The organism is Sphingomonas kaistensis (assembly GCF_011927725.1).
Classification (GTDB): Bacteria; Pseudomonadota; Alphaproteobacteria; order Sphingomonadales; family Sphingomonadaceae; genus Sphingomicrobium; species Sphingomicrobium kaistense.
This window is the reverse complement of record NZ_JAATJC010000001.1, coordinates 1,616,842-1,639,223: the sequence shown is the minus strand read 5'-3', so window position 1 is coordinate 1,639,223 and position 22,382 is coordinate 1,616,842. Positions and strand designations below refer to the sequence as shown.

At 62.8% G+C, this 22,382-nt stretch carries 18 protein-coding genes; 12 read left to right on the top strand and 6 right to left on the bottom strand.

Going from position 1 to position 22,382, the window contains the following annotated elements:
* Positions 1-228 precede the first annotated feature (228 nt).
* A complete protein-coding gene (locus tag GGQ97_RS08025) occupies positions 229-732 on the bottom strand; it encodes a dual specificity protein phosphatase family protein (RefSeq protein WP_168068596.1) in 504 nt (167 codons plus the stop codon).
* 471 nt (positions 733-1,203) lie between these two features.
* Positions 1,204-1,896: a response regulator gene (locus tag GGQ97_RS08020; protein ID WP_168068595.1), complete on the bottom strand. Its 693-nt coding sequence runs from the start codon at positions 1,894-1,896 to the stop codon at positions 1,204-1,206.
* Between the two features lie 152 nt (positions 1,897-2,048).
* Between GGQ97_RS08020 and GGQ97_RS08015 the strand changes: the two genes are divergently transcribed.
* The 3 genes from GGQ97_RS08015 to GGQ97_RS08005 are packed head-to-tail and all read left to right on the top strand — an operon-like array spanning position 2,049 to position 4,269.
* Positions 2,049-2,330 (top strand): Hpt domain-containing protein, encoded by a 282-nt coding sequence (locus GGQ97_RS08015; RefSeq protein WP_168068594.1) that lies wholly within the window; start codon positions 2,049-2,051, stop codon positions 2,328-2,330.
* The gene (locus GGQ97_RS08010; protein WP_168068592.1) at positions 2,327-3,886 is read left to right on the top strand and encodes a sensor histidine kinase; all 1,560 of its coding nucleotides are present in this window, start codon (positions 2,327-2,329) and stop codon (positions 3,884-3,886) included. The genes GGQ97_RS08015 and GGQ97_RS08010 overlap by 4 nt, the downstream gene beginning before the upstream one ends.
* Positions 3,883-4,269 carry a response regulator gene (locus GGQ97_RS08005; RefSeq protein WP_168068583.1) on the top strand — a complete coding sequence of 129 codons (387 nt, stop codon included), beginning with the start codon at positions 3,883-3,885 and terminating at the stop codon, positions 4,267-4,269. The genes GGQ97_RS08010 and GGQ97_RS08005 overlap by 4 nt, the downstream gene beginning before the upstream one ends.
* On the opposite strand, the gene GGQ97_RS08000 is transcribed toward GGQ97_RS08005, so the two are convergent.
* On the bottom strand, positions 4,260-4,436 hold the full coding sequence (locus tag GGQ97_RS08000; RefSeq protein WP_168068581.1) for a YegP family protein: 177 nt from the start codon (positions 4,434-4,436) through the stop codon (positions 4,260-4,262). The two genes, GGQ97_RS08005 and GGQ97_RS08000, sit on opposite strands and share 10 nt — an antisense overlap.
* Before the next feature lie 298 nt (positions 4,437-4,734).
* Between GGQ97_RS08000 and GGQ97_RS07995 the strand changes: the two genes are divergently transcribed.
* The 8 genes from GGQ97_RS07995 to GGQ97_RS07960 all read left to right on the top strand — a co-directional run bounded on the left by GGQ97_RS07995 (position 4,735) and on the right by GGQ97_RS07960 (position 18,478).
* A complete protein-coding gene (locus GGQ97_RS07995; protein WP_168068579.1) occupies positions 4,735-5,733 on the top strand; it encodes a DUF11 domain-containing protein in 999 nt (332 codons plus the stop codon).
* An 18-nt stretch (positions 5,734-5,751) separates the two neighbouring features.
* Positions 5,752-6,207 carry a DUF11 domain-containing protein gene (locus GGQ97_RS07990; RefSeq protein ID WP_168068577.1) on the top strand — a complete coding sequence of 152 codons (456 nt, stop codon included), beginning with the start codon at positions 5,752-5,754 and terminating at the stop codon, positions 6,205-6,207.
* An 84-nt stretch (positions 6,208-6,291) separates the two neighbouring features.
* Complete coding sequence (locus GGQ97_RS07985; RefSeq protein WP_168068575.1) at positions 6,292-7,371, top strand: hypothetical protein; 1,080 nt, start codon at positions 6,292-6,294, stop codon at positions 7,369-7,371.
* A gap of 103 nt (positions 7,372-7,474) precedes the next feature.
* Positions 7,475-12,571, top strand: coding sequence for a DUF11 domain-containing protein (locus tag GGQ97_RS07980; RefSeq protein WP_168068573.1), 5,097 nt, complete (start codon positions 7,475-7,477; stop codon positions 12,569-12,571).
* Positions 12,572-12,587: 16 nt separating this feature from the next.
* On the top strand, positions 12,588-14,921 hold the full coding sequence (locus GGQ97_RS07975) for a DUF7933 domain-containing protein (protein ID WP_168068571.1): 2,334 nt from the start codon (positions 12,588-12,590) through the stop codon (positions 14,919-14,921).
* Between the two features lie 522 nt (positions 14,922-15,443).
* Positions 15,444-16,694 (top strand): potassium channel family protein, encoded by a 1,251-nt coding sequence (locus GGQ97_RS07970; RefSeq protein ID WP_168068569.1) that lies wholly within the window; start codon positions 15,444-15,446, stop codon positions 16,692-16,694.
* A gap of 364 nt (positions 16,695-17,058) precedes the next feature.
* The gene (locus GGQ97_RS07965) at positions 17,059-17,451 is read left to right on the top strand and encodes a DUF7662 domain-containing protein (RefSeq protein ID WP_168067055.1); all 393 of its coding nucleotides are present in this window, start codon (positions 17,059-17,061) and stop codon (positions 17,449-17,451) included.
* Positions 17,452-17,470: 19 nt separating this feature from the next.
* The gene (locus GGQ97_RS07960; RefSeq protein ID WP_168068567.1) at positions 17,471-18,478 is read left to right on the top strand and encodes a hypothetical protein; all 1,008 of its coding nucleotides are present in this window, start codon (positions 17,471-17,473) and stop codon (positions 18,476-18,478) included.
* On the opposite strand, the gene GGQ97_RS07955 is transcribed toward GGQ97_RS07960, so the two are convergent.
* Together GGQ97_RS07955 and GGQ97_RS07950 are read right to left on the bottom strand one after the other, a co-directional pair.
* On the bottom strand, positions 18,448-19,500 hold the full coding sequence (locus GGQ97_RS07955) for a nuclease-related domain-containing protein (RefSeq protein ID WP_168068565.1): 1,053 nt from the start codon (positions 19,498-19,500) through the stop codon (positions 18,448-18,450). The genes GGQ97_RS07960 and GGQ97_RS07955 overlap by 31 nt on opposite strands.
* Positions 19,501-19,639: 139 nt before the next feature.
* On the bottom strand, positions 19,640-20,374 hold the full coding sequence (locus tag GGQ97_RS07950) for an endonuclease/exonuclease/phosphatase family protein (RefSeq protein WP_168068563.1): 735 nt from the start codon (positions 20,372-20,374) through the stop codon (positions 19,640-19,642).
* Between the two features lie 382 nt (positions 20,375-20,756).
* On the opposite strand from GGQ97_RS07950, the gene GGQ97_RS07945 reads away from it, so the two are divergent.
* Complete coding sequence (locus tag GGQ97_RS07945; RefSeq protein ID WP_168068554.1) at positions 20,757-21,299, top strand: hypothetical protein; 543 nt, start codon at positions 20,757-20,759, stop codon at positions 21,297-21,299.
* A gap of 341 nt (positions 21,300-21,640) precedes the next feature.
* On the opposite strand, the gene GGQ97_RS07940 is transcribed toward GGQ97_RS07945, so the two are convergent.
* Complete coding sequence (locus tag GGQ97_RS07940) at positions 21,641-22,072, bottom strand: hypothetical protein (RefSeq protein WP_168068552.1); 432 nt, start codon at positions 22,070-22,072, stop codon at positions 21,641-21,643.
* Positions 22,073-22,382 lie beyond the last annotated feature (310 nt).

The window sequence follows — 22,382 nt, the reverse complement described above, 5'->3', positions numbered from 1 at the left end:
AAGACCTCTTCAGAAATGGCGAGCTTCAGAGGCTTAAAGCGTGTGCGCGGTTGCTCTCGAATTACAGACGCACTCCCATCCCCGAGCTCAGTTCAGCGGTCTCCGGACGCTGCTACTGAAGCCACGCAGACACCGAGCTCGATCCTCGCCGGCAGCGGCGGCGTATTGGTGCTAGGGGCTGTGTCAGAGGCGAACAAAGCGCGTCCTATGCTGGCTCATGTAGCCGGATCATAGGTTCCAACCACCGCGATTGGGCAGAGCGGCCTCAGCAGGCAACGACTTGTAATGGTCTTCCACAACTCGCACCAGTTCGCCTCCTTGGCCGAGCAAGTCGTCAAGAATGCTGATCATCAATCGGTTTGGGATAACGAATGGACGTAGCGCCTTGACCCGGCTCATGGCCTCCGAGGCCGACAATCCCGCACTTATAAGAATACCTATGACCATAGCCGGCGACCGGCTCTTGCCAGCGTGGCAGTGCACAAGGAGACGATCGCCGTCGTTAAGATTCGCGGCATGCTTCAGTGCAGCTCGCAGCATGTCGCCACTTGGAGGTACGTAGCCTGGCAGCGTCGCCTCAACATCATGGAAGCGAGCGATGAAGTGCTTCGGGCCGAATTGAGGCAAGTCGAAGCGGAGGTCGTCGCCTACGAGACTTATGATGCAGGTTGGCCACCCTTCCTCCATCAGGCGGAGGGCCGCTGGCGCATTCTCAATTCGGACTTCGAACATGATTTCCTCTGAAACTAAGGAGCTTCTGCCAAAAGCTAATCTACCACTCCCAACCGTCTCAGCGCGCTTGGAGAAGCTGGCCCTCGCTATCAGGATGGAGATCGAAGCGGACCGAGAGACAGAGAACAACTTTCTAAGACGAGCAGACTGGTCGGCTCCGCCGCCGGAAGTGCTTAGCTCGCACGGTCTCTGAGCAAATTCCCGTGTCTGAATTGACCCACTCTAAGGCGTTCATACCGTGATCGACGCTGCCCGTGAGCGGACGTTCGTTCATTTAGGTCGGCAGCGGCCGCTGAGACCCACTCTCAGTCGCTCAGCAGTGGCTGCCTGCCTTCCGTTAGCGGACGATTGTTCATCGGCGTTAGCGCCGGCACGTGGCCCTTAGAAGCATATCGAATCTCAGGGTGTCAGATCAGATAAGGGACGGTGAAGCCTTCCCTATTAACTCGGCACGCATTGCGCGGCATCCATTCACTGGAGACTGGTCATCTCGAGCCGATAGCCGAAGCTCTGGATCGAGGTCAGCTTAAACCCTGCATCGCCCAGACTGAGACGCGAGCGCAAGCGTGAGATATGGACGTCCAGCGTTCGCGTCGGGAGGTCGGGGTTACGGCCCCACACGGCCTCGAGGAGATAGGTCCGGCTGAGCGGGCGGTGCATGTTCTGGAACAGCAGCAGCGCGAGGCCGAACTCCTTGTGGGTGAGGGTCAGCGTTTCGCCGGCAATAGTCACGGTGCACTGGCCGTGGTCAAAGGCGACGCCGTAGTGAGTCTCCACCCGGTCGCCGGTTGCGGCCGGCTTGTAGGTCCGCCGCAGCAATGCGGTGAGCCTGGCGAGGAGCACCTGCGGAACGATTGGCTTGACCACATAATCGTCCGCGCCGGCATCGAGCGCGGCGACCACCGCCTCGTCCTCGGCGCGGCTCGTGACCATGATAACCGGCGGACACGGATCGAGGTTCTGGCGGGCCCAGCGAAGGACATGAACGCCTTCGCCATCCGGCAAGTGCCAGTCCATCAGCAGCAGGTCGAAACTTTCTTGGCGGAAGGCGACCTTGGCCGAGCGGCAATCCGCGTAATGGTGGCAGCTGTGACCGGCGCTTTCCACGGTGGCCCCTATCAGATCGGCGAGCGATGAATCGTCTTCAAGCAACGCGATGCGCACACGAACTCCCTTCTTCCTGGCGCATAACGGAAGAACCCTTGTTTTTCATGCTTGGTGAGCACGTGTGTCGCTGGCTGTGGCCGCGCGATCACATCGGCTCGTCGATAGTCATGGTTACCGTTCTGGTAACCTTTGCTGCCTAGACCGACGGCATGCGTAACGAAACAGGCCTGCAGTTCCGCCTCGCCCAGGCTAAAGAGGCATGCATCGAACGAATGCAAGGTACCGCAGACTGGCTGATTGCCACCGATCCGTCCGATCGCGACGCCCTTCGCCAATGCGGACACCGCCTGGTCGGAACGCTCGGCAGCTTTGGGTTCGGCGATGCTGCGCGAATGGCCTCGGCGCTCGAACGCGCCTGCGACGCAGAGCCGGAGCAGGTGCGACTGGCCGCTTTGACGCTGGCTGAGACCCTTCGTACCCTGCCGCGATGATCGATAGTCAGGAGGAACTGCGCCAGCGCGTCATCACGCGCTACGGCCTTGGCGAGAGCGACGAGGAAGCCTTCAACCAGCTTAGCAAGACGGTCGCCACCATATTCGACGTGCCGATCGCGTTGCTGACGGTACTTCGCCGCGATCGACAGATCTTTCAGGGGGTCTGTGGCCTCACTACCGGCGGCACCGATCGCGAAAGCGCCTTTTGCGGCCACACCGTTCGTCAATCGGAGGCGATGGTCGTTGAGGATGCGCTTGCGGATCCGCGATTTGCCGACAACGACCTGGTCACCGGAGCCCCCTTCATCCGCTTTTACGCAGGCGCGCCGATCACCATCAGCGGCGTGGCGATCGGGTCGCTCTGCATCATCGACACCAAGCCGCGCACCATCACCCCCGCGCAGCGACAGCAGCTGGCGGACCTCGCGGTGGTCGCGTCCAATCTCATCGAAACGCGTCTCGGTACCTTTGTCGCCGAAAAGCGCGAGCTCGAGCTCAAGCGGACGGCGCAGCTGCTGCGCGTAATGCTCGACAACGTCGATCAGGGCATCGCCTATTTCGATTCCGACCTAAAACTCGCGCTGTGGAACGACCGCTTTTTCGAACTACACGGATTTGACGATGAAATGAAGCGGCGCGGCACCGATGCCGCGGAGATGCTGGAGAAGAGCCTTCGCTGGGGCTTGTTCGGACCGGATGCGGACGAAGCCATGCTGCCGGCCATGCTTGCGGCCATCCGCCACACCGTCCGGTCCGAAACCGAGATCTCGACCCGCGAAGGCCGGACGCTTCACTCGGTCCGCCTGCGGCTCGACGATGGCCAGGGGTTCATCGTCGCCGTTCGTGACCTTACCGCCGAGCGCATCAGCAACCGCGCGAAAGACGAGTTCATTTCGACCATCAGTCATGAACTGCGCACGCCGCTGACTGCCATCCGCGGTGCCATCGCCCTGCTCGGCGCCAGTCTTGGCACCGGAATCAACGACCGCGCCAGGCAGATGCTCGACATGGCACAGAAGAATGCCGCGCGGCTCAGCACCCTGATCGACGATATCCTCGACATCGAGCGGCTTACCCGCGGGCAGACCGGCTACATCCTGGTGCCGCTGCAGATGAGCGAAGTGATCGGCGACGCGGTGCAGCAGAATGAACCCTTCGCCGAGCGTCTGGACGTTCGCCTCGAAGCAGTGTCCGGAGAGCCGCTGTCGCTGACCGGCGACCCGGGACGCTTGCTCCAGGTCCTCACCAACCTTCTCTCCAACGCTACGCGGCACAGCCCGCCCGGCTCCGTTGTCGAGGTGGCCGGGATGCGCCGCGACCATTTGATTCGGGTCGAGGTGCGCGATTGCGGCTCCGGGGTGCCGGAAAGCTTCGTCGACCGCCTGTTCGATCGCTTTTCCCAGGCGGTCGATGCCAATCGTCGCGGCCATGGCGGCACGGGTCTCGGCCTTGCCATCAGTCGCGCCATCGTCGAGCAGCATGGCGGCCGCATCGGCTATGAGCCCCGCGCCGGCGGCGGCTCCTGTTTCTGGATCGAACTGCCCGCATCATGAACGACCTGCGCACCATCATCCTGGTCGAGGACGACCCCGACATCGCCATTCTGGCCCAGCTTGCGCTGACGGAAATCGGCGGGTTCGAGGTTACGCACTACGGCTCCGGCCCGGCCCTGCTGGAGGACAGCGCGGCGATCGTGCCCGACCTCTACCTGCTCGATTACCGCTTGCCGGACATGACTGGGGAGGAACTGCTGGCCAGGCTGCGCGAGGATCCGCAATCCGCCGCAGTCCCGGCGATCTTCATGACGGCCAGCCTGATGCCGGATCGGATCAAAGCGTTAAAGGTGGCCGGTGCGATGGACGTCATTGCTAAGCCTTTCGACCCATTGACGCTTGCCGACGAATTACGCGCGCGCTTCCGTAACGCTCAATCCTGAGGGTGGCGGATTTCTGCGCGGCTACTGTCGCGCACCGCCGCCAGGCTGCGCACGGCCTCGTTGAGATCGACATGAGCCTCGGCCGCGAGCGCGATGATCTGGCCGCTCTGATTACGCAGATGCCAGCGGAAGCGGTCGTCGGAATCAAGGTAGATTTCAAACACCATAACCGGACCGCTAACACGGTTCGTCGCCAGCGCCGCGTAAACAAGTGTAAAGCGCGGACGCGATGTAAACAGTTGTAAAAGCAGGTCCGGAGCCGCGCAATTTACAACTGTTGATGAGCGTTAACGGCAAGCCGTGGCTAATGGGGGTGTCGCGCAGGGCCGGTCGCTTCCCCCACGGGGTGCAACCAAGTCCACCAGTGCGCAGACGGCCGGCGTTCCCCTTTCGCTGATTGTCTGCAAGCTTGCGGTCGCGACCTCACGGTCGGTTCTGCGCATCCTTTCAAGGGAGCGCGCGGGAATGACGAGGCAAACGACAGGACGGATCGGACGGCAGGCGCGTCTTGCGCTGTCGCTCGCCCTGTGCGCTGCATCGTCCACGGCCGCCGACGCCGAGGGCACCCCCGCCGGCAGCGAGATCGTCAACGTCGCGCAGCTGAGCTGGGTCGCCGGCGGCGAGCAGCGCACCGTTCAGTCCAACGCAGCTTCGCTCAAGGTCGACGAGCGGATCGACGTCGCCGTCGCCTCGCTCGACGGTGGCAGCGTACCGGTGGCGGCCGGCGACCAGAACAGGGTGCTGTCCTTTCGCGTCGTCAACGCCGGCAACGCACCCGAGGCATTCGTTCTCAGCGCCGTCGGCGCGATCGGCGGTGACCAGTGGGACCCGGCGATCACCAGCCTGGCCCTCGACACCAACGGCAATGGCCTGTTCGATCCGGGGGTCGACCAGACCTATCGTGCCGGCACGGACGATCCGCTGCTCAAGGCCGACGCCAGCATCACCGTTTTCGTCCTTGGGGGTGTTCCCGCCGGCCTTGCGGATGCCGCGGTCGGCCTTGCGTCGCTGCGCGCGACCGCGGTGACCGGCAGCGGCGCACCCGGCACCGTCTTCGCCGGCCGCGGTGAAGGCAGCACCGAAGCCGTCGTCGGGGGCACCACCGCTACCGCGATCACCCAGGGCAGCTATGTCGCTAGCCTAGCCGTGCCACAGCTCGCCAAGGCGCAGCAGATCGTCGATCCGAACGGCGGCAGCTCGGCGCTTCCCGGTGCGCTCATCACCTACACGTTGACGGCTAGCTACCAGGGGGCGGTGCCCACCAGCGGCGGGCTCGTCGAAGATCCGATTCCGGCCGGCACCAGCTACGTCGCCGGCTCGCTCAAGCTCAACGGCGCAAGCCTCACCGACGCCGCGGACGGCGATGCGGGCGAGGCCGGCACGGCTGGGATCCGCGTCGCCATCGGCGCCCTGTCGGCCAAGTCCAACGCCGTCATTTCCTTTCAAGTGCGTGTGAACAGCTAAGCTCAGGAGAGTTGTATCATGTTGAAGAAGATCATCATTTCGTTTGTAGCCAGCAGTCTGCTGGCCGGCGCTGCGCAAGCCCAAGGCGTCAGCCTGACGGCCCGCGTGCTGCAGGAAAAGACAGTCGCGGAAGCCGGCGTGAAGCGCGTCGTGCTGGTCCCGGCCGGCAACGTCACGCCGGGCCAGGAGGTCATCTATGACCTGAGCTACGCCAATGGCGGCGCCAAGCCTGCCGAGCAGGTGGTGCTGACCAATCCGGTCCCGGCGACTCTCGAATATGTCGCGGGCGACAGCGCCCTGGTCTCGGTCGACGGCGGCAAGACTTTCGCCGTCCTGACTTCCCTCAAGGTCGCCAACGCCGACGGCACGCAGCGACCCGCTGCGCCCAAGGACGTGACTCACGTGCGCTGGAACCTCGCCACGATCGCCCCGGGGGCAAGCGGCCACGTGCTCTTCAAGGCGCGCCTAAAATAGCCGGTTCGCCGGACCGGCTCACCCCGATTTCCTCCGGTCCATCCATCCCATCCACCACCATCGTAACAGCAGGGTAAGATCATCATGAAGAAGGCACTCTACATAGCGCTCGGCACGGCTTCGGCCCTGTCGTTCGCCACCGCCGTGACGGCGGCCGGCACGCCTGCCGGCACCGACGTCAACAACACGGCCACCATCGGTTACGCGACCGGCGGTGTCACCCAAGCGAACGTCAATTCCAACATCGCCACTTTCAAGGTCGACCAGAAGGTCAACCTGACCGTCGCCGAAGTCGGCGGCCTGGTCTCGCCGACCTCGCCCGGCGGCCTCAATTTCGTAACCACTTTCACCGTCACGAACACATCCAACGCGACGCTCGACTTCTCGCTGCTGGCAAGCCAGCTGGCGAGCGGACAGACGGTGGCGTTTGGCGGTACGGACAGTTTCAACCAGAACAACATTCGCGTGTTCGTCGACAGCAACAACAACGGTATCTACGACGCCGGCGTCGACGTCGCGACCTATGTCGATGAGCTCGCCGCCGACGCGACCCGCACCGTATTCATCGTCTCGGACACGCCGGCCGGCCAGGCTGACGCCAGCCTCGCGGGCGTCGTGCTGACCGCCACTGCCGCCGCAGGTGGCACGACCAATGCGCAGGGCAGCGACCTCGTCCAGTCGGCCGGCGCCGACAACCCGGCGGTGGTCGACATCGTCTTCGCCGACATCGCCGGCAAGACCGACGCGCTGCGCGACGGCAAGTCGTCGGCCGACGATACGTACAAGGTGGTCGCCCCGACCCTGGTGCTCGCCAAGAGCAGCAAGATCATCTCCGACCCGTTCAACGGCACCACCAACCCGAAGCGCATCCCGGGCGCGACCGTCGAATATTGCATCGTCGCCACCAACACCGGTGCCGGTGCGGCCAACTCGGCGATCATCAGTGATAATCTCGCCAGCGTCAGCGGCGTGACCTACCTCAACGGTTCGATCTTCACCGGCGTGACGGTTAGCAGCGGCACCTGCAACACCGACGGCACGCTACAGACCGATGCGGCCGACGGCGACCAGAGCAACTTCAGCTCGAATACCGTCACTTCGAACCTCGGCACGATCAACGGCGGCGCCTCCTCGGCGATCCGCTTTCGCGTGACCATCAACTAAGCGTTCCGCCTCGCTTCTGGGCGAGGCGCCCCCCCCCCCCGCTGGGTGCCGCTCCTGACCGGCGCCCGGCGGGGTCTTTCTCCCCCTCCTATTCGGATACTCGATGACCCGCTCAGCCCGCCTTTTCCTCGCCAGCCTGATCGCCCTCGCGGCGATACTGCTTGGCGTGAGCGGGCCGGCCATCGCAGCGCCGATCGAGAACCGCGCCAGCCTATCGCTGCAGCTCGGTGGGACCCGTCAGACCTATTTTTCCAATACCGTGGTCGCCGACCGACTGCTCCCGCCCTCGCCGTCGAAGGTCATGTTCCTCCGTACCGCGAGCAGCGGTGGGGTGATCGTCCCGACCGACGGCGGGCTGTGCCGCGACGCCAAGGGCAGCTTCTCGTCGAGCGCCGCTGCGCGCGTGGCCGCCGATGGCAGTCAGCAGCAGATGGCGATCGAAACCGCGGCCGCCCACGCCGGCGACAAGCTGATCGTCTCTCTCACCGATGCCAATCGCAACACCGATCCCACCAGCCGTGAGTGGGTCGAGGTGACGCTCACCAGCAGCAATGGCGATGAAGAACTCCTCCGCCTCCGTGAGACCGGCCCGGATACCGGCCTGTTCGCCGCCGAGTTCATGACCGCAAGCACGCCCCCGGCATCGACCCGCTTCGATTGCATCCTGTCGATGGATGTCGGAGCGGCGCTGCAGGCGAGCTACACCGACCCTGCCTACAGCTCGGACGTGTCCAAGGCGACGGTCGTCAGCGATCCGATCCAATATGTCTTCGACAGTCAGACCGGCGCGCTCCTCAATGGCGCCGAGATCACCCTGATCGACCGCGCTACTGGCCAGCCGGCCCTCGTCTTCGGCGACGATGGGGCAAGCCGCTTCCCGGCCACGGTGACCAGCGGCGGTATAGTGACGGACTCGGCTGGACGGACCTACAAGCTACCGGTCGGCGGTTTCCGATTCCCGGTCGTCGCGCCCGGCAATTACCAGCTGAAGATCGTGCCCCCTGCCGGCTACACTGCCGCGAGCCAGGTTCCCGCCGACCAGCTCCGCCAGCTGAGCGGCCCGTCCGGTCCGTTCCAGATCGATGCCCAGGGCTCCTACCTGCTGCCGTTCGTGGTCAACGGGCTTGCCCTCTTCCGCATCGACGTGCCGCTCGACCCGCGCCAGCTGCCGCTGCAGGTCCGCAAGACCGCCTCAGTCAGCGAGGCTAGCGCCGGCGATCTCATTCAGTATCGCGTGACGGTCGAGAACAGCAACGCGACCGTGGCCTTGAACGCCACGGTCCTGCTCGACAGCATGAGCATGGGGCTGCGCTACAAGTCCGGTTCGCTGCGCGTCGATGGCAAGGCGACCGCCGAGCCGGTCCTAAACGCGTCGGGCAACGGCTTTCGCCTGGCGCTCGGCAGCGTGGCTGCCCGTTCGACCCGCGTCGTCACCTATGTCGTCCAGGTCACCGGAGCGGCCCCAACCGGCGAAGCGCTGAACAAGGTCGTCGCGACCGCGGGCGGCATCGCCACCAGCAACGAGGCACGCGCCATCGTCGACATCCGCCCGTTCCTGATGAGCGATGCCGCGACCCTGGTCGGCCGCGTTTCCGACGGAGGCTGCGATGCGCCCGAGACCAAGATGGCGGGCGTCCCCGGCATCCGTATCCTGATGGAGGACGGCAGTTACGTCCTGTCCGACCGCGAAGGCCTATTCCACTTCGAGGGCGTCCGTCCCGGCGCCCACGTCGTCCAGCTCGACGTGGCCAGCCTGCCTGAGGGGTATGAGCCGGTGCAATGCCTTCGCGACACCCGTCACGGCGGCAGCGCCATCTCGCAATTCGCCGAAGTGCGCGGCGGCACTCTGTGGCGCACCAACTTCCACCTGCGTCGCACCGGCGCGCTAGTTGCGGCCCCTGCCCCTGCTCAGCCGGCCATCGCGCCTCCCACCGCGGCTCCGGCGGTCGACTGGTTCGCCGGTCAACAGGCGGGCAATGCGCTGCTGTTCCCTGGTGAGGGTTTCAATCCTGCATCGCCGGCCGTCCGCGTCGTCGTGAAGCATGTCGCCGGCAGCAGCCTCAAGCTACGCATGAACGGTGTCACGGTGCCCGACATCAACCTCGACACCAGCGATGCGAGCAAGGACAAGAGCTTTCTCGTCACTCAGTACCAGGGCTTGCCGCTGAACGAAGGCGATAACCGTCTCGAGGTCGAGGTCCGCGGCGCCGGTGGTGCGCTGCTCGAGAAGTTCGCGCAGACGCTGCACTACGCCAACAGTGTCGCCCGGGCCGAGCTGGTTTCCTCCCAGTCGCGCTTGATCGCCGATGGCCGCACCCGCGCGATCGTCGCGATGCGCCTTACCGACCGTGCCGGCAAGCCGGTCCGCAAGGGCGTCACCGGCACCTTCCAGCTGACTGCGCCTTACCGCGTCGCCAGCGACCTCGACCTGCAGCAGGCCCGCCAGCTATCCGGCGCCGACCGCGCCCAGCCGACCTGGCAGGTGTCGACCGACGATGGCGTCGCGCTGATCGAGCTCGCCCCGACCACGCAGGCCGGGTCGATCGAATTTGCCTTTACTCACCAGGTCGAGCGCCGCCAGGTCCGCGAGGTCGTGCGTGGCTGGATGGCGCCGGGCGACCAGCCTTGGGTCGTCGTCGGCTTCGCCGCCGGTACCGCGGGCTTCAACGTTCTGGACGATCATGCCGAGCGGCTCGGCGGCAAGGGCGCGCCAAAGCGCTTCACCGACGGCCAGGTCGCCTTTTTCGCCAAGGGCCGGATCCTCGGCAAGTGGCTGCTGACCATGGCCTACGACACCGACAAGAAGACCGGCCGCGACGCGCGCCGTCCGCTCGGCGGCGTGATCGATCCGCAGCGCTATTACGACCTCTACGCCGACGGCACCGAGCAGGCCTATGACGCCGCAAGCAGCCGCAAGGTCTACCTCCGCTTGGAGCGCCCACAATTCTACGCGCTGTTCGGCGACCTTGAAACCGGCTTCAACGACACGCAACTGGCCCGCTACAGCCGCAGCCTGACCGGCCTCAAGAGCGAGTTTCGCTCGAACAAGCTGGCGGTCCAAGCGTTCGCCGCCGACACCGGCTTCCGCTTCGCGCGCGACGAGATCCAGGGCTCTGGCCTTGCCTCGCTCTATCGCCTCAGCCGCAACGACATCGTCATCAACTCGGACAAGGTGTGGGTCGAAGTGCGCGACCGCCTTCGCTCCAACCTCATCCTGTCGAGCCGCGAGCTGACCCGCCACGCCGATTACGACATCAGCTACGAGGCCGGCAGCATCGACTTCCGCCAGCCGATCGCCAGCCGGGACGGCGAGGGCAATCCGATCTTCATCGTCGTCGAATACGAAACACACGGCGAAGGCACGCGTCGCTGGAACGGTGGCCTGCGCGCCGTCGCGCGGGTTGCCGCTGGGCGTGCCGAAGTCGGCGCGACCGTGCTGCGCGATGCCGACCCGGCGCAAACCAGCGACCTGGCCGCCGTCGATGCCAAGGTCCGCCTTGGCGGCACTACCGAAGTCCGCGCCGAGATCGCCACCAGCCGCACCAACGCTGCGGGCGAGAAGCGCCAGGGCCAGGCCTATCTGCTCGAGGCCGAGCATCGCGGAGAGACGCTCGACGCCCTCGCCTACTTCCGCCAGCAGGACCTCGGCTTCGGGGTTGGCCAGCTCAACCGTGCGGAAGCCGGCACCCGCAAGTTCGGTGCCGACGTCCGCCTCGGCCGCGCACAGGGTTTTTCGCTAACCGTCGGCGGCTGGCACGAGGACATCGTGGCAACCGGCGCCAGCCGCGACGCGCTGCGCAGCCAGGTCGAATATCGAGCACCCCGCACCTCGATCCGCGCCGGCTATCAGTTCGCTCGCGATGAAGTGCCTTCGGGCGAGACCCTGATCAGCCAGCAGGTCACCCTCGGCGGCTCGCAGCAGCTATTCGGCAACCGCCTGCAGCTCGATGCCGACGCCGCGGTCGGCCTGGCCGGCAAGGGCGAGAGCCTCGACTTCCCAAACCGCTACCGCGCCGGCCTATCCTGGGCGGTCCGCCCCGATGTCCGCCTGCTCGCCAGCCACGAGATCACCGACGGCGCCAAGGTCGACACCGCCACCACCAGCCTCGGCATCGAAGCGGCACCGTGGCGCGGCATGCGCCTGGCGACCACGGTCAACCAGCAGGGCATGGGCGAGTTCGGCGGGCGCACCTACGGCCTCTATGGCATCAGCCAGTCGCTGATCCTCACCCCTCGCTGGAGCGTGGACCTCGCGGTCGACGGGAGCCGCACGCTGAAGGGCGCAATTGCCGCCGACAACATCGTCAACCTGAATCACCCGGTTGCCGCCGGCGGCTACCTCGACGAGGGCAAGACGATCAGCGACGACTTCTGGGCGGTGAGTGCTGGAGCTACCTATCGCACTCCAGTGCTGAGCTGGACCGCGCGTGCCGAGCTTCGCCGCGGCGACTTCGACGACCGGGTCGCGCTGTCGACCGCGCTGCTGCGGCAGATCCAGGATGGCATCAGTATGGCCGCCGCCGCTCGCTTCAGCCGCATTCGAAGCGCCGATGGCACGGTCGCCACGCTCGGCCTCGCCAATGGCTCGTTCGCCTGGCGCCCGCTGTGGTCGCGCTGGGCCGTGCTCGACAAGCTCGAGCTGCGCTGGGACGAGATCACCAACGGTCGCGGCGCCAGAGCGATCACCGCTCCCGGCGGCCTGCTCGGCTTCGACGGCCTGTCGGTAGTCGGTGATGCCCGCACTCGCCGGATCGTCAACAACCTCGCCCTCAACCTCGTCGGCGCGGCCGGCATCGACGATCGCGACACGGCGAAGCGCGCGTACCAGCGCTACCAGGTCTCGCTCTACTGGGGTTCGAAGTATGTCTTCGACACCTTCGGTGCCGACGATTATGCCGGCTTCAGCAACCTCATCGGTCTCGAAGTGCGCCGCGACCTCAGCGACCGGCTGGACTTCAGCCTTAATGCCGCGGTCCGCCATGTCGCTTCTTCGGGCACCGTCGATTACCTGGTCGGCCCGTCGGTCGGGATCTCGCCCGTCAAGAACAGCTGGGTGAGCCTCGGTTACAACATCAAGGGCTTCCGCGATCGCGACTTCTCGGATGCCCGCTACACCCGCGCTGGTCCTTTTGTGACCCTGCGCCTCAAGTTCGACCAGGATACGCCCGCCGCTTTGTTCGGCCGGGCCGGGGGCAAGTGACGTGATCCGACTTCGATTGAGCAGGCTGTTCCTGGCACTTGTCGTCATCGCCTTCGGGCAGACAGCAATCGCCAACAATTGCGCCAGCCCGTCGCGCGCCGGCGCGGTGAGCGCCCTTTCGGGGATCGTGAACACCTATTATCCCGGCACCGCCTCGGCCGCTGCCGGCGCGACCAGCATCACGCTCGGCGCGGCCCAAGGCGCCTCCAACCCGATCGCTGCCGGCGACCTCCTGCTCGTCATCCAGATGCAGGACGCGACCATCGATACCACCAATGGTGCGAGCTACGGCGCCGCGACCATCAACAACAGTGGCCGCTATGAGTTCGTTCGCGCTGCCAGCAACGTCGCCCTGACCGGCGGGACGCTGACTTTGGTCGGCGGTAGCGGAGCCGGGCTCAGCTATGCCTACACCAACGCCGCTTACGGCGCCTCCGGACAACGCCGCTTCCAGGTGATCCGCGTTCCGCAATATTCGGACCTGACGCTGGGAGGAACGGTCACCGGCGCCGACTGGAACGGCACCAGCGGCGGCGTTGTCGTGCTCGACGTTGCCGGCACGCTCAACCTCAATGGCGGGACCATCAGCGCCGCCTCGCTCGGCTTCCGTGGCGGCGGCGGACGCGCGCTTGCAGGAGGCACCGGCTTCAACACCGATTATCGCACGCTCGCAACCAACGCCGCTAACGCCAGCAAGGGCGAAAGCATCGCCGGCACGCCGCGCTACCTCAACGCCAGCAACAGCCTTCTCGACACCGGGGTCGAAGGATATGTAAATGGCAGCTACGGCCGAGGCGCACCGGCGACTGGCGGCGGCGGCGGTACCGACGGCAATCCCGGCGCTAACGACCAGAACACCGGCGGCGGCGGCGGCGCGGGCTATGGCGCAGGCGGGCTCGGTGGCCATGCGTGGTGCGGCACGGCACCGATCGGCTGCCCGCAGACCGGCGGTGTCGGTGGCCGCGCGGTCACCAGCCTCGCGATCGACCGCCTGATCATGGGCGGCGGCGGCGGCGCGGGAAGCACCAACAACGCGACCGGCACCCCGGCCGCCGGCTTTGCGTCGAGCGGCGTCGACGGCGGCGGCATCGTCATTGTGCGCGCGGACAAGCTGCGCGGTTCGGGCACCATCAACGTCAGTGGCGAGAGCGCCAACAACAGCGTGCTCAACGATGGCAGCGGCGGTGGCGGCGCCGGCGGCAGCGCTCTCATCAGCGCTCTCGACGCCGCCGGTGCCAGTGTCACGGTCAATGCCAGCGGCGGCAATGGCGGCACCAACACCGGCGGCGGTACGGCGCATGGACCGGGCGGCGGCGGTGGCGGCGGATTCGTCGCTAGCAGCTTCGCGCTGAGCGCCAACGTGACAGGCGGAACGGCCGGCACCACCGCCAACGGCGGCACGTTCGGTGCCTCTTACGGAGCGCAGGGCGGTAATGGCGGCGCGGGCGCGACCATCGTCACCTCGGCCATTCCCGGCATGTCGTCGGGCGCGGAATGCACCCCGGTCATCACCAAGGCCTTTTCGGTCTCGCCGATCGGCATTGGTCAAAGCTCGCGACTGACCGTGACCGTCCAGAACCGCAATCCGACGCTCGCCATGAGCTCGGTGGCCTTCACCGACACCTACCCGACCAGCATCGCGAACGCCGTGCTGCCGAATGCAACGACGGGCTGCGGCGGAAGCGTCTCGGCCTCGGCCAGCGGTTCCTCGCTGGCCCTGAGCGGCGGAAGCGTCGCCGCGGCCTCGACCTGCACGGTCGCCGCCGATGTAACCGGCAAAACGGCAGGCGACGCGGTCAACACAATTCCTGCAGGCGGCCTTACGGTTGCTTATGCAACCCAGACCGTCGCCTCGCTCAGTTCGGCCACGGCCACGCTGAAGGTCCTCGCCCCGCTCACCGCGTCTAAGGCTGGCGAGGTTTACTGGGACCCGATCAACCTTTTCGCCAACCCCAAGAACATTCCCGGCGCGATCGTCACTTACACGATCACCGTGGCCAACCCGAGCGGCCAGCAGACCGACCTCAACAGCGTGGTGCTGAGCGATGCCATTCCCGCCAACACCAAGATGCTGGTGCGCGATTTCGGCTTGGCTGGCAGCGGCCCGATCTCATTCGTCGATGGGGCAACGGCGAGCGGGCTGGCTTACAGCTACGTCGCCTTGTCGAGCACCGCCGATGACCTCGAATTTACCACCGCCGCGGCTCCCACTGCCTCTGACTGGGGATATGTCCCTACCGCCAATGCCGACGGTGTCGATCCCGCAGTAACCTTCTTCCGCCTCAAGCTGAAGAACCGGCTCGTCAGCAACGGCTCCTTTAGCATTCGCTTCCGAGCGTTGGTGCAATGAGCTGGCTTCCCTTCATGCGGCTAAGGGGTGGTAAGCTCGCGATGCGCGCCAAACATCCACTCCGAGTGTGCCCTGTACCTGACAATGCAACCACACTCCGACGCAAGGCTGAAACCGTCCGAACCGCAGAAGCGCGGCAGCAGCTTATTGAAACTGCAGAGTTGCTCGAGACCTTCAACGAGCCTCAAGGTAGAAACAAAAGAAGCACTAAATGAGTGCCTGATCGTGAATGCGGAAAGTCGTGTGCTTGAGGTCCAGCATGGGCGCGAAGCCGAAGCCACCGCAACACATGAACGGACGTCAGTTATCCGCACCAGCGAGCCACAATCCGCCAGTCCGCTTCCCACCATGAGCGGATCTGCCTCGCGGAAGGCCGCCCCGACCCTTCGCAAGTACCATTGGTCAAGCTTGCGATTACTACCGCAGCAGCCCGTCTAAACACCTTGAGAAGGTTGGGCGCGCCCTCGTGAGCGCTCGCAAAGTGTCTTGCACCGCCGCTTGGCAGCCGCTTCAAGAGTGAAAATGACCACCGACACTGACACCCTTAACAAGCCCGTCGGAACCGCCCCTGCTCTCGTAAACAAGGAGGAGGATGATCAGCACGGGTTGCTCAACCCCGATGTACCTGTCCGTCGGCTAACCAGCCGGTTCGGGCTTTTGGTGAATCGAGCCAGCTACGCAGATCTCCTGCTGCTGGCGCTGGCCGTCTTGCTGCTGTCGTCTGTCTACTTCTGGCTTGTGCCAGACCAATTACACTCTGATCCAGCCGAGCAGGGGCTTGGCCGGGCCATCTATTTCTCGGTCGTTACGTTCACATCGCTTGGTTATGGCGATCTCGCACCTGAGGGCTTCGGCCGCATCGTTGCAGCTCTGGTCGTGGCGTTCGGTTTGGTGCTGACCGCATTGGTAATTGGAAAAGTCGCATCAGAGCGGCAAGCCAATACTTTGCTGCTGCTTCACACGAGTGACACGCAGCGGCGCATCGCAGAGTTCGGCGAACGGTTGGCGTCCCTACGCGACCAGATCTCCGGCGATATCAGTGGCGGCCAGACTGCCGCTTTGTTCGACAAGTTGGGCAGACAGCTTAGGCTGACTCGAGGGCTTGCCAATTACCTTACGTTCAACGCCCACCATGCAAGCGTTTTGGAGTTTGGCAACTTCACCGCCCTGATTGGTCTCTATACTGAGATCAAGGCCTCCTTTGATCTGCTGGCAACGCTCGTTCCACGCTCCGTCAAGCTCCTTCCGCTCTCGGGCGACCGACAGCGTGCATTGGTGTTGAAACGCATGCTCAAGAGTATGGCCGAGCTGCAGCGCGTCGTTGAACGAATGAAGAGCTTGCATCAGGCACCACCACCTCGGGGGCCCCTGTGGCGTGTGTTGTTGAAACGCTTTCGGCCAACGAGCGCTCCTGCAATAACAAGCGCGGAGCAAGGAGCGCAATTGCGCCTGGAGCGGATTTCGGACTTGGTGGTGCCTCAATTAGCGGAGGCGCGACGTTGGGTGGCGACGACTTACAATCCGGTGCAGGTCGAAAGGGTTTACGCCGAAGCACCACGGGGCATGACATCAACATGGTCAAAGGGCGTCCATAAGACGATCGCGAAGAAGCTCGGTATTTCCAATAAGACTGCGCAGAAATGCATCAGCGAGCTCTTGGAAACAGGTCGACTTCCCAAGCCAACCAAAACGCCGGCTACGAAATACCGGCAGCCAGAAAGCGACATGCCCGAAAGGTGCTTGACCGATGCGACTTCTCGCGATGATCAGTGAGCGAGCAAGTTAAACGTTTTCAGTCGCTCGTGTCTGCGGCCAAGTCGAAATCTTGCCTCGCGAAGGTCGCTCAAGGATCGAATTGAGACCTCGCGCACGAGCGCTTACGATCAAGCCAGCCGCAAGTTAGCACCGAAATAACGAATGGTCGCGATGGGCGTTGAGTGGATCTCGGCTTCCAAGCTGAACGAACGTCTGCTCTTCCCATGCGACTGCCCGAAAGCGGACAGGCAGGTTTCCACCATGAGCAAGCGTGCGAATTAGCAAAACTGGGCGTCGGCGGCGGCCCAAGCGAACGCTTCGCGTGTCGGAATTTGATATCTAAGTGCCTGCCCTTATACATCTACGTTGATAGAGGTGATGTATGAGTCGGAAATATCATAAACTTACAAAGCATCTGGCGAATTTGGACGACACCCGGTGGCGAGCAACCTTCCAGGAGATCGAACGGGTATCAGACGTTTCTCTCCCAGAAAGCGCGAGGACTTATCAGGCGTGGTGGGCCAACCAGATGCGGTCGCAAAGCCTCAGCTGGCAGCTAGCCGGGTGGAAGGCAGTAGATCTTGATCTCAAAAATGAGCAGGTCACTTTTGTATATGTTGGAGGTGATGAAGAAGGCAGCGAGGAAGCCAAAGACGGTCAAACGAACGGAACCGGCAGCGGCGCTCAGAGGCTGACAATCGCCGAGGCGAAAGCCGGGCTCGCTGCAACCTTCGGAGTCGATCCAACTCAGATCGAGATTACAATCAAAGGCTGAGCGCGCCCCGAGGGCAATCATGCAATACCGATACGCGACGGATCAGCACGGCGTTGTTGTCGATGTGCTCAGCCTTGATCGAGGGCGAGGAGCGCCGATGCCCGTCTTCGCTTGCGCCGGTTGCAGCGGGACGGTTGTGCCCGTGCTCGGGGCCACGCGTGAGCGCCACTTTCGTCACAAGGCGACTGGTGACCGGACGTGCTCTAAAGAGACTTATCTGCACAGGCTGGCGAAGACCTTGGTCGCGGAGAGCTTTCGGGCGGCGATGAATGAAGAGCGGCCTTATTGGCTCATTCTCGAGGCCCAGCAGGTATGCCGCCATTGGGAAAAACAATTCGGCTTCACCTGCGAACGAGAATCGGGGATGCGGCGGGTCGACCTTACGCGGTACTTTGACACAGCACGCATTGAGGCTGGTGTAGAAGGCTTTGTTGCTGATGTTCTGTTCAGCTCGTCGCGAACAGGTGACAGACTGCTCGCAGAAATCGTAGTCAGCCATGAGTGCAGCCCTGAGAAGGTAGCTTCAGGCCTCCGCATCCTGGAGATTGGTGTTCACGAAGAGGTCGATCTTACCCTGCTTCCGACCGGAATTGACACTCGCAGGTACTGGTACAGGAAGCACAACTTCAAACCTCAAAAGCCGCTTGAGGCGTCATGCAGGGGGCGCTGCAATAGGAATATCGCTGCCTTTCACGTGTTCGAAAGTGGCAAGTCGTTTATCAAGGTCGGCACGCCTCGTGAGATTGCAGCCGTTATGCGAGCAGAGAAGACGGTGCATTCGCATATCATCGGCAATGCGGAGCATGGGATCATCACCCCACACTTGGCGGCAGGCTCTGGTTACCACCTTGAAGCAATGAAGGCGTTGAGCGCCGGTGCCCCCATCAAATGCTGCACCTTCTGTCGATATGCGGGCTCACGAACTTATGAGAAGCCGGTCTTCTGTAAGATCAAGCGCAGCGAGGTGGGAGTGAACCGAGCCGCAACTTGCGAAGCCTACAGGCCGAGCGGCAGAACTGAGTTTTGAGTTGATAGGGACGTGTGAGCAACAGCTTCCAAGCCCATCAGGACAGTAGGTAGGTCAGCTTCCCGAAGGAGCCAATTTCTGTATCTGGGCTGCCATCGAGCCCTTCCTTTGCATGCTCCACGAACCACTTTGATCAGCTCGGGATTCTTCTCGTTGCGTAAGGCAAGCAGCCCATCGCTCACGCGAGTGATTGTGACCACCCCGAAACCGGTTTTCACTGACAGGGGAAAGGTCTGCTCGGCTGCCCGTGTGCCCTCGACCCTTTGTTTCTCGGCCGCAGGACTCTTGGATGAGGCGGAGCCTTCCTCCGCAGTGAAGCGTGCGGTCCAGGCGCAATCTTGCTTTACGTGAGCGCTCAGCAGACTCTGGCCAAGGGCGAAAAACTCGTCCTTCGACATACCGCTGGTCAGATGTTTGCCGACCATGCCTAAGGCAGAGACGAAACCGATGGCATCAGTCTGCTGATCCCACCAAGCCCTAAAGTTATCGGATTTCACGACGTGCTCGGAAGGCCCAAGATGCTTTCGGTTCATGCTGGAAGTCGGAGATATAAGCACCACCGGTTCAATCTTCCGAAGCGGCTTAATCCCATGCCGTTCCAACCAGAGGCGAAGCCACTCACATTGCCGGCGCGCCTGGTTGATTGGTGAGGCTATCGATTGTGGCTTAGAGCCGCGCCAAACAGTCCAGTCCCCATGCTCGTCGCAGGTCAGCCTGCCAGCATGGTTCTTGGTCTCCAGCACCCAGGCGGAGCGCTGGATACGATGCAGTACAAGGTGATCAATCTGGGCGAATTCATCATCAACCTCGAAGCGCAGATCATGGACGACCAGAACGTTTTCGCTCTCACCGAACTCGCGATTGAGGAAGTGAGCGGCGTCCCGTTCTCCAGAGACCCCGCTTCGGAGCATCAAGATCTGGCGCCTGATCTCCATCCTTTGCCGCTCGTCGGTGGATGCTGAGTGCAGCCTCTCTAGCTCCGCTAGATCGCCGCTGCGATCGTCTGCTTCCTTCAGTATCAAGCTGTTACCACCCTACGCGACACGTCAGAGCTGACGATTGTCATTCCAAGCTTAAGACTTCCCTGTTCTGAGCTTCGATATAGCACAGAGTGAAACTGCTTTCCCTCTGGTTTGCCCTCGCCCGTGCAAACGCAACATCTTAGGCCGCTAACTTGACGAGAGTCCGGACGCCGAAGTGATCGCTAATTAGCCCGCCGCCAGGCCGTTCGTTATCTATTGTGCTGACCTCTACAGGTGAGAGATCTTTGCTGACACAGATGTGATCTATCGATTGCCGTCTCAGCGGGTGCAGGGCGCCGGCTGTGGCGAGCTCAAAACGACTGATCAGCACTTCCTCAAGTCTCTTGAAGACCCGTGACGGCTGATGCTTGCGAGGTACGCGCTGGTTGAAATCGCCAAGGAGAACAGTACGCGTGGGTTCTGCGGAGACTGACGCATCTAGCGCGTCCAGGTACTGAATGTGCAACTCCCAAGGGCGGAGCTTCACCTCGCCGTACTGCACGCCCGCGAAGCTGTAAGGGATGACGACACCCACGATCCGAATGGCTCCGAGTGAGGTTTGGGTGGTAGCTGCCACATAGCGCGCCTCGGGGATTCCGGGCGGCCCTGAGGTGTCTACATCGCACCAAGGGGTTCTGCTCCAGAGAAGCACCTTACGCCGTGTTTTCGTGCCTACTCCAGTAAGCATGGAAGTGGAGGCGACGGTATATCCGCCGCAGTCATCCATGAAATCGTGGTGTGTCTCAGTCAGGCAAACGATGTCCACGCCGCTATAAAATACCCGTTCTCGGATTAGCGATGCGTCCCCCGATTGCGTTCGTCGCCACTCGCAATTGAACGTCGCGATCCGCAGACTGTGCGATGAATCCTCCACGTAGCGAAGTATGGATTACCAACGCAGAGCACTCAATAGTGCCCATGTGGATGGCCCTATGGCGTCGGACGCCAGAACGACCACTATTGGGGCGACTCCAAGTCTGATCCGCATGAACCAACGTCAGCTATTCGCGTGCGGCGCCCCAAAGCAGCCCTTCTGCTAACCACCAACGGCAGCCAGGCGAGCCCTTGCCAGCCTGAAGGCGTCAACAAATGGCGCCCGACGCGAAAGCCGCGCTGGCCCAGACAACCGCACGGTAGTTGACGGCCGACCGACTTCGATTCGATTAAGGGACGTGCGATTTCGATAATTACCGCCCCAGATAAGCGTGCCAGAGATGCGTAGGAGGGGCGCTCGGCGGCAATTTGGATACGGCAGAATGCAGAAGACCATCTACAATCGCTGGGACAACAACATTGCTGGCTCTGAGTGGAAGACCTGTCTGGTGCTCACAGTTACGAAGCACGACGGGATGAGCCTGAGCGTCCGCACCTCCGGCAATGACGGCCCTCCCACGAGCCAACGCGTTGCTAGAAGGATTCGAACTGGCATCGATCTCTACGAAGCTGTTCAGTCTGCACTATCCATTGCGTCTATCGACGATAACTCCGCGCATCATGAGGTCACCGCGTGCTTGGCGCCCTTCAACCCCGAGCTAGCGCGGCAGTATGAGAAAGCGCCAGCGCTGATCGAAGCTAATGCAGAGGCGGAGACCGCGCGCAAAAAGGCTGCCCGAGAGGAGACGTTGGAGCCGTTCAGGCATGAGATTGAGCGACGCCTGGAAGCAATGCAGCCTTCACCCGTGGTTCGCCTGGGCGCTGGCCGGTACACTGGAGGAACGGGGTACGACCGTGCACGCCTTGAAAAGTATGTCTTGGAGCACGGCCTTCTTCCTCCGCTCGGCCACTGTCCGCAAGGCTGAGGGATCTGTCGAGTCCCAAGAGGACCCAGGTATCCGCTCACGGGTGACGAGCCGACAGCGCCGAACGTGCGAGACGGGCGCTGAGCCGACGCGTCGACCCCGCATGAACAAGCGTCTGCTATCGGCCTCAGCTCACCCTAAAGCGGCCCTTCTGCTTCGCACCAAGAGGAGGCGCCTCGTGTCGATCAGCTCAAACGTCGGCAAGTGCCTGTTTAATGCCGGCCCGGCCCTTGCCCGAGAGCACCGGACGCCCGTTGAGCTATGTGGCTGTCCATCGTAATTGACCAGGTCGTGGATCAACGGCTGATCAGCACCTTGCGGCGTACCACCAATCTCGATGTTCATTCAGAGGGCCAACAATCACCCGGTTCTGTGATCAACTTTCCACCAGATTTTGCGAGTTGGTCGAAGACTTGCCTGATTAGATCATCGGTAGCGATGTGCGCCGGAACTTCGTTGCAGATAGCAACAATGCGGCGATATTCCTGAGCCTGTGCTTCTTCAAGGGTCATCCCCCAAATTGCTTGGATCTGGTCATCGTTCAGCTTGCCCGCTTCTACGTCCTCCTCGGTAACACCATCTAGATCCGCATTTCTCTCCACGCTTTCAAGCATCCACTGGTCAACTGCACTTTGGGCAATCCGATACTCAACGTGACCATTGTGAGAGGTGTCTTCTCGCCAAGAGCCGCACGCCACCGTCTGCCAGTCGAGCGGTTGCATTGGGCGCAACGTCTCCAAGGTTCTTCCACTGGCATCGCACAGGATGTCCATTCCCTGTCCCTTCGATTGGCTTACCCCGAATAGCGGAACGAAGTAGCTTTATTTATCAGCTAAAATAGCTTGTACTTGTGATCGCGGGTGTGGACCCCAAGAGCTTCGACATGATCTCTCGGCAGCTCTTTCGATGAGCCCAAAATGGGGCTTTCGGTCCTTCCAGCATCTGATCATCACAGTGTTTGATCATGATATGGAGAGCCGCTTCGAGTGCAATGCGCTGCCCATCGTCGAGTGTGATGGTGTGTCGATACGTCGTCATATCTGTTTCCTAGATTTTGCCAGGTAGCACCGCCTCCTTGCGGCA

Excerpts from the sequence above, each read along its gene's own strand:
- GGQ97_RS07985 (WP_168068575.1), top strand. The coding sequence starts at position 6,292 with ATGAAGAAGGCACTCTACATAGCGCTCGGCACGGCTTCGGCCCTGTCG.
- GGQ97_RS07945 (WP_168068554.1), top strand. The coding sequence starts at position 20,757 with ATGCAGAAGACCATCTACAATCGCTGGGACAACAACATTGCTGGCTCT.
- GGQ97_RS08005 (WP_168068583.1), top strand. The coding sequence starts at position 3,883 with ATGAACGACCTGCGCACCATCATCCTGGTCGAGGACGACCCCGACATC.
- GGQ97_RS07965 (WP_168067055.1), top strand. The coding sequence starts at position 17,059 with ATGAGTCGGAAATATCATAAACTTACAAAGCATCTGGCGAATTTGGAC.
- GGQ97_RS07970 (WP_168068569.1), top strand. The coding sequence starts at position 15,444 with ATGACCACCGACACTGACACCCTTAACAAGCCCGTCGGAACCGCCCCT.
- GGQ97_RS07980 (WP_168068573.1), top strand. The coding sequence starts at position 7,475 with ATGACCCGCTCAGCCCGCCTTTTCCTCGCCAGCCTGATCGCCCTCGCG.
- GGQ97_RS07995 (WP_168068579.1), top strand. The coding sequence starts at position 4,735 with ATGACGAGGCAAACGACAGGACGGATCGGACGGCAGGCGCGTCTTGCG.
- GGQ97_RS07990 (WP_168068577.1), top strand. The coding sequence starts at position 5,752 with ATGTTGAAGAAGATCATCATTTCGTTTGTAGCCAGCAGTCTGCTGGCC.
- GGQ97_RS08010 (WP_168068592.1), top strand. The coding sequence starts at position 2,327 with ATGATCGATAGTCAGGAGGAACTGCGCCAGCGCGTCATCACGCGCTAC.
- GGQ97_RS08015 (WP_168068594.1), top strand. The coding sequence starts at position 2,049 with ATGCGTAACGAAACAGGCCTGCAGTTCCGCCTCGCCCAGGCTAAAGAG.
- GGQ97_RS07940 (WP_168068552.1), bottom strand. The coding sequence starts at position 22,072 with ATGGACATCCTGTGCGATGCCAGTGGAAGAACCTTGGAGACGTTGCGC.
- GGQ97_RS07960 (WP_168068567.1), top strand. The coding sequence starts at position 17,471 with ATGCAATACCGATACGCGACGGATCAGCACGGCGTTGTTGTCGATGTG.
- GGQ97_RS08000 (WP_168068581.1), bottom strand. The coding sequence starts at position 4,436 with ATGGTGTTTGAAATCTACCTTGATTCCGACGACCGCTTCCGCTGGCAT.
- GGQ97_RS08025 (WP_168068596.1), bottom strand. The coding sequence starts at position 732 with ATGTTCGAAGTCCGAATTGAGAATGCGCCAGCGGCCCTCCGCCTGATG.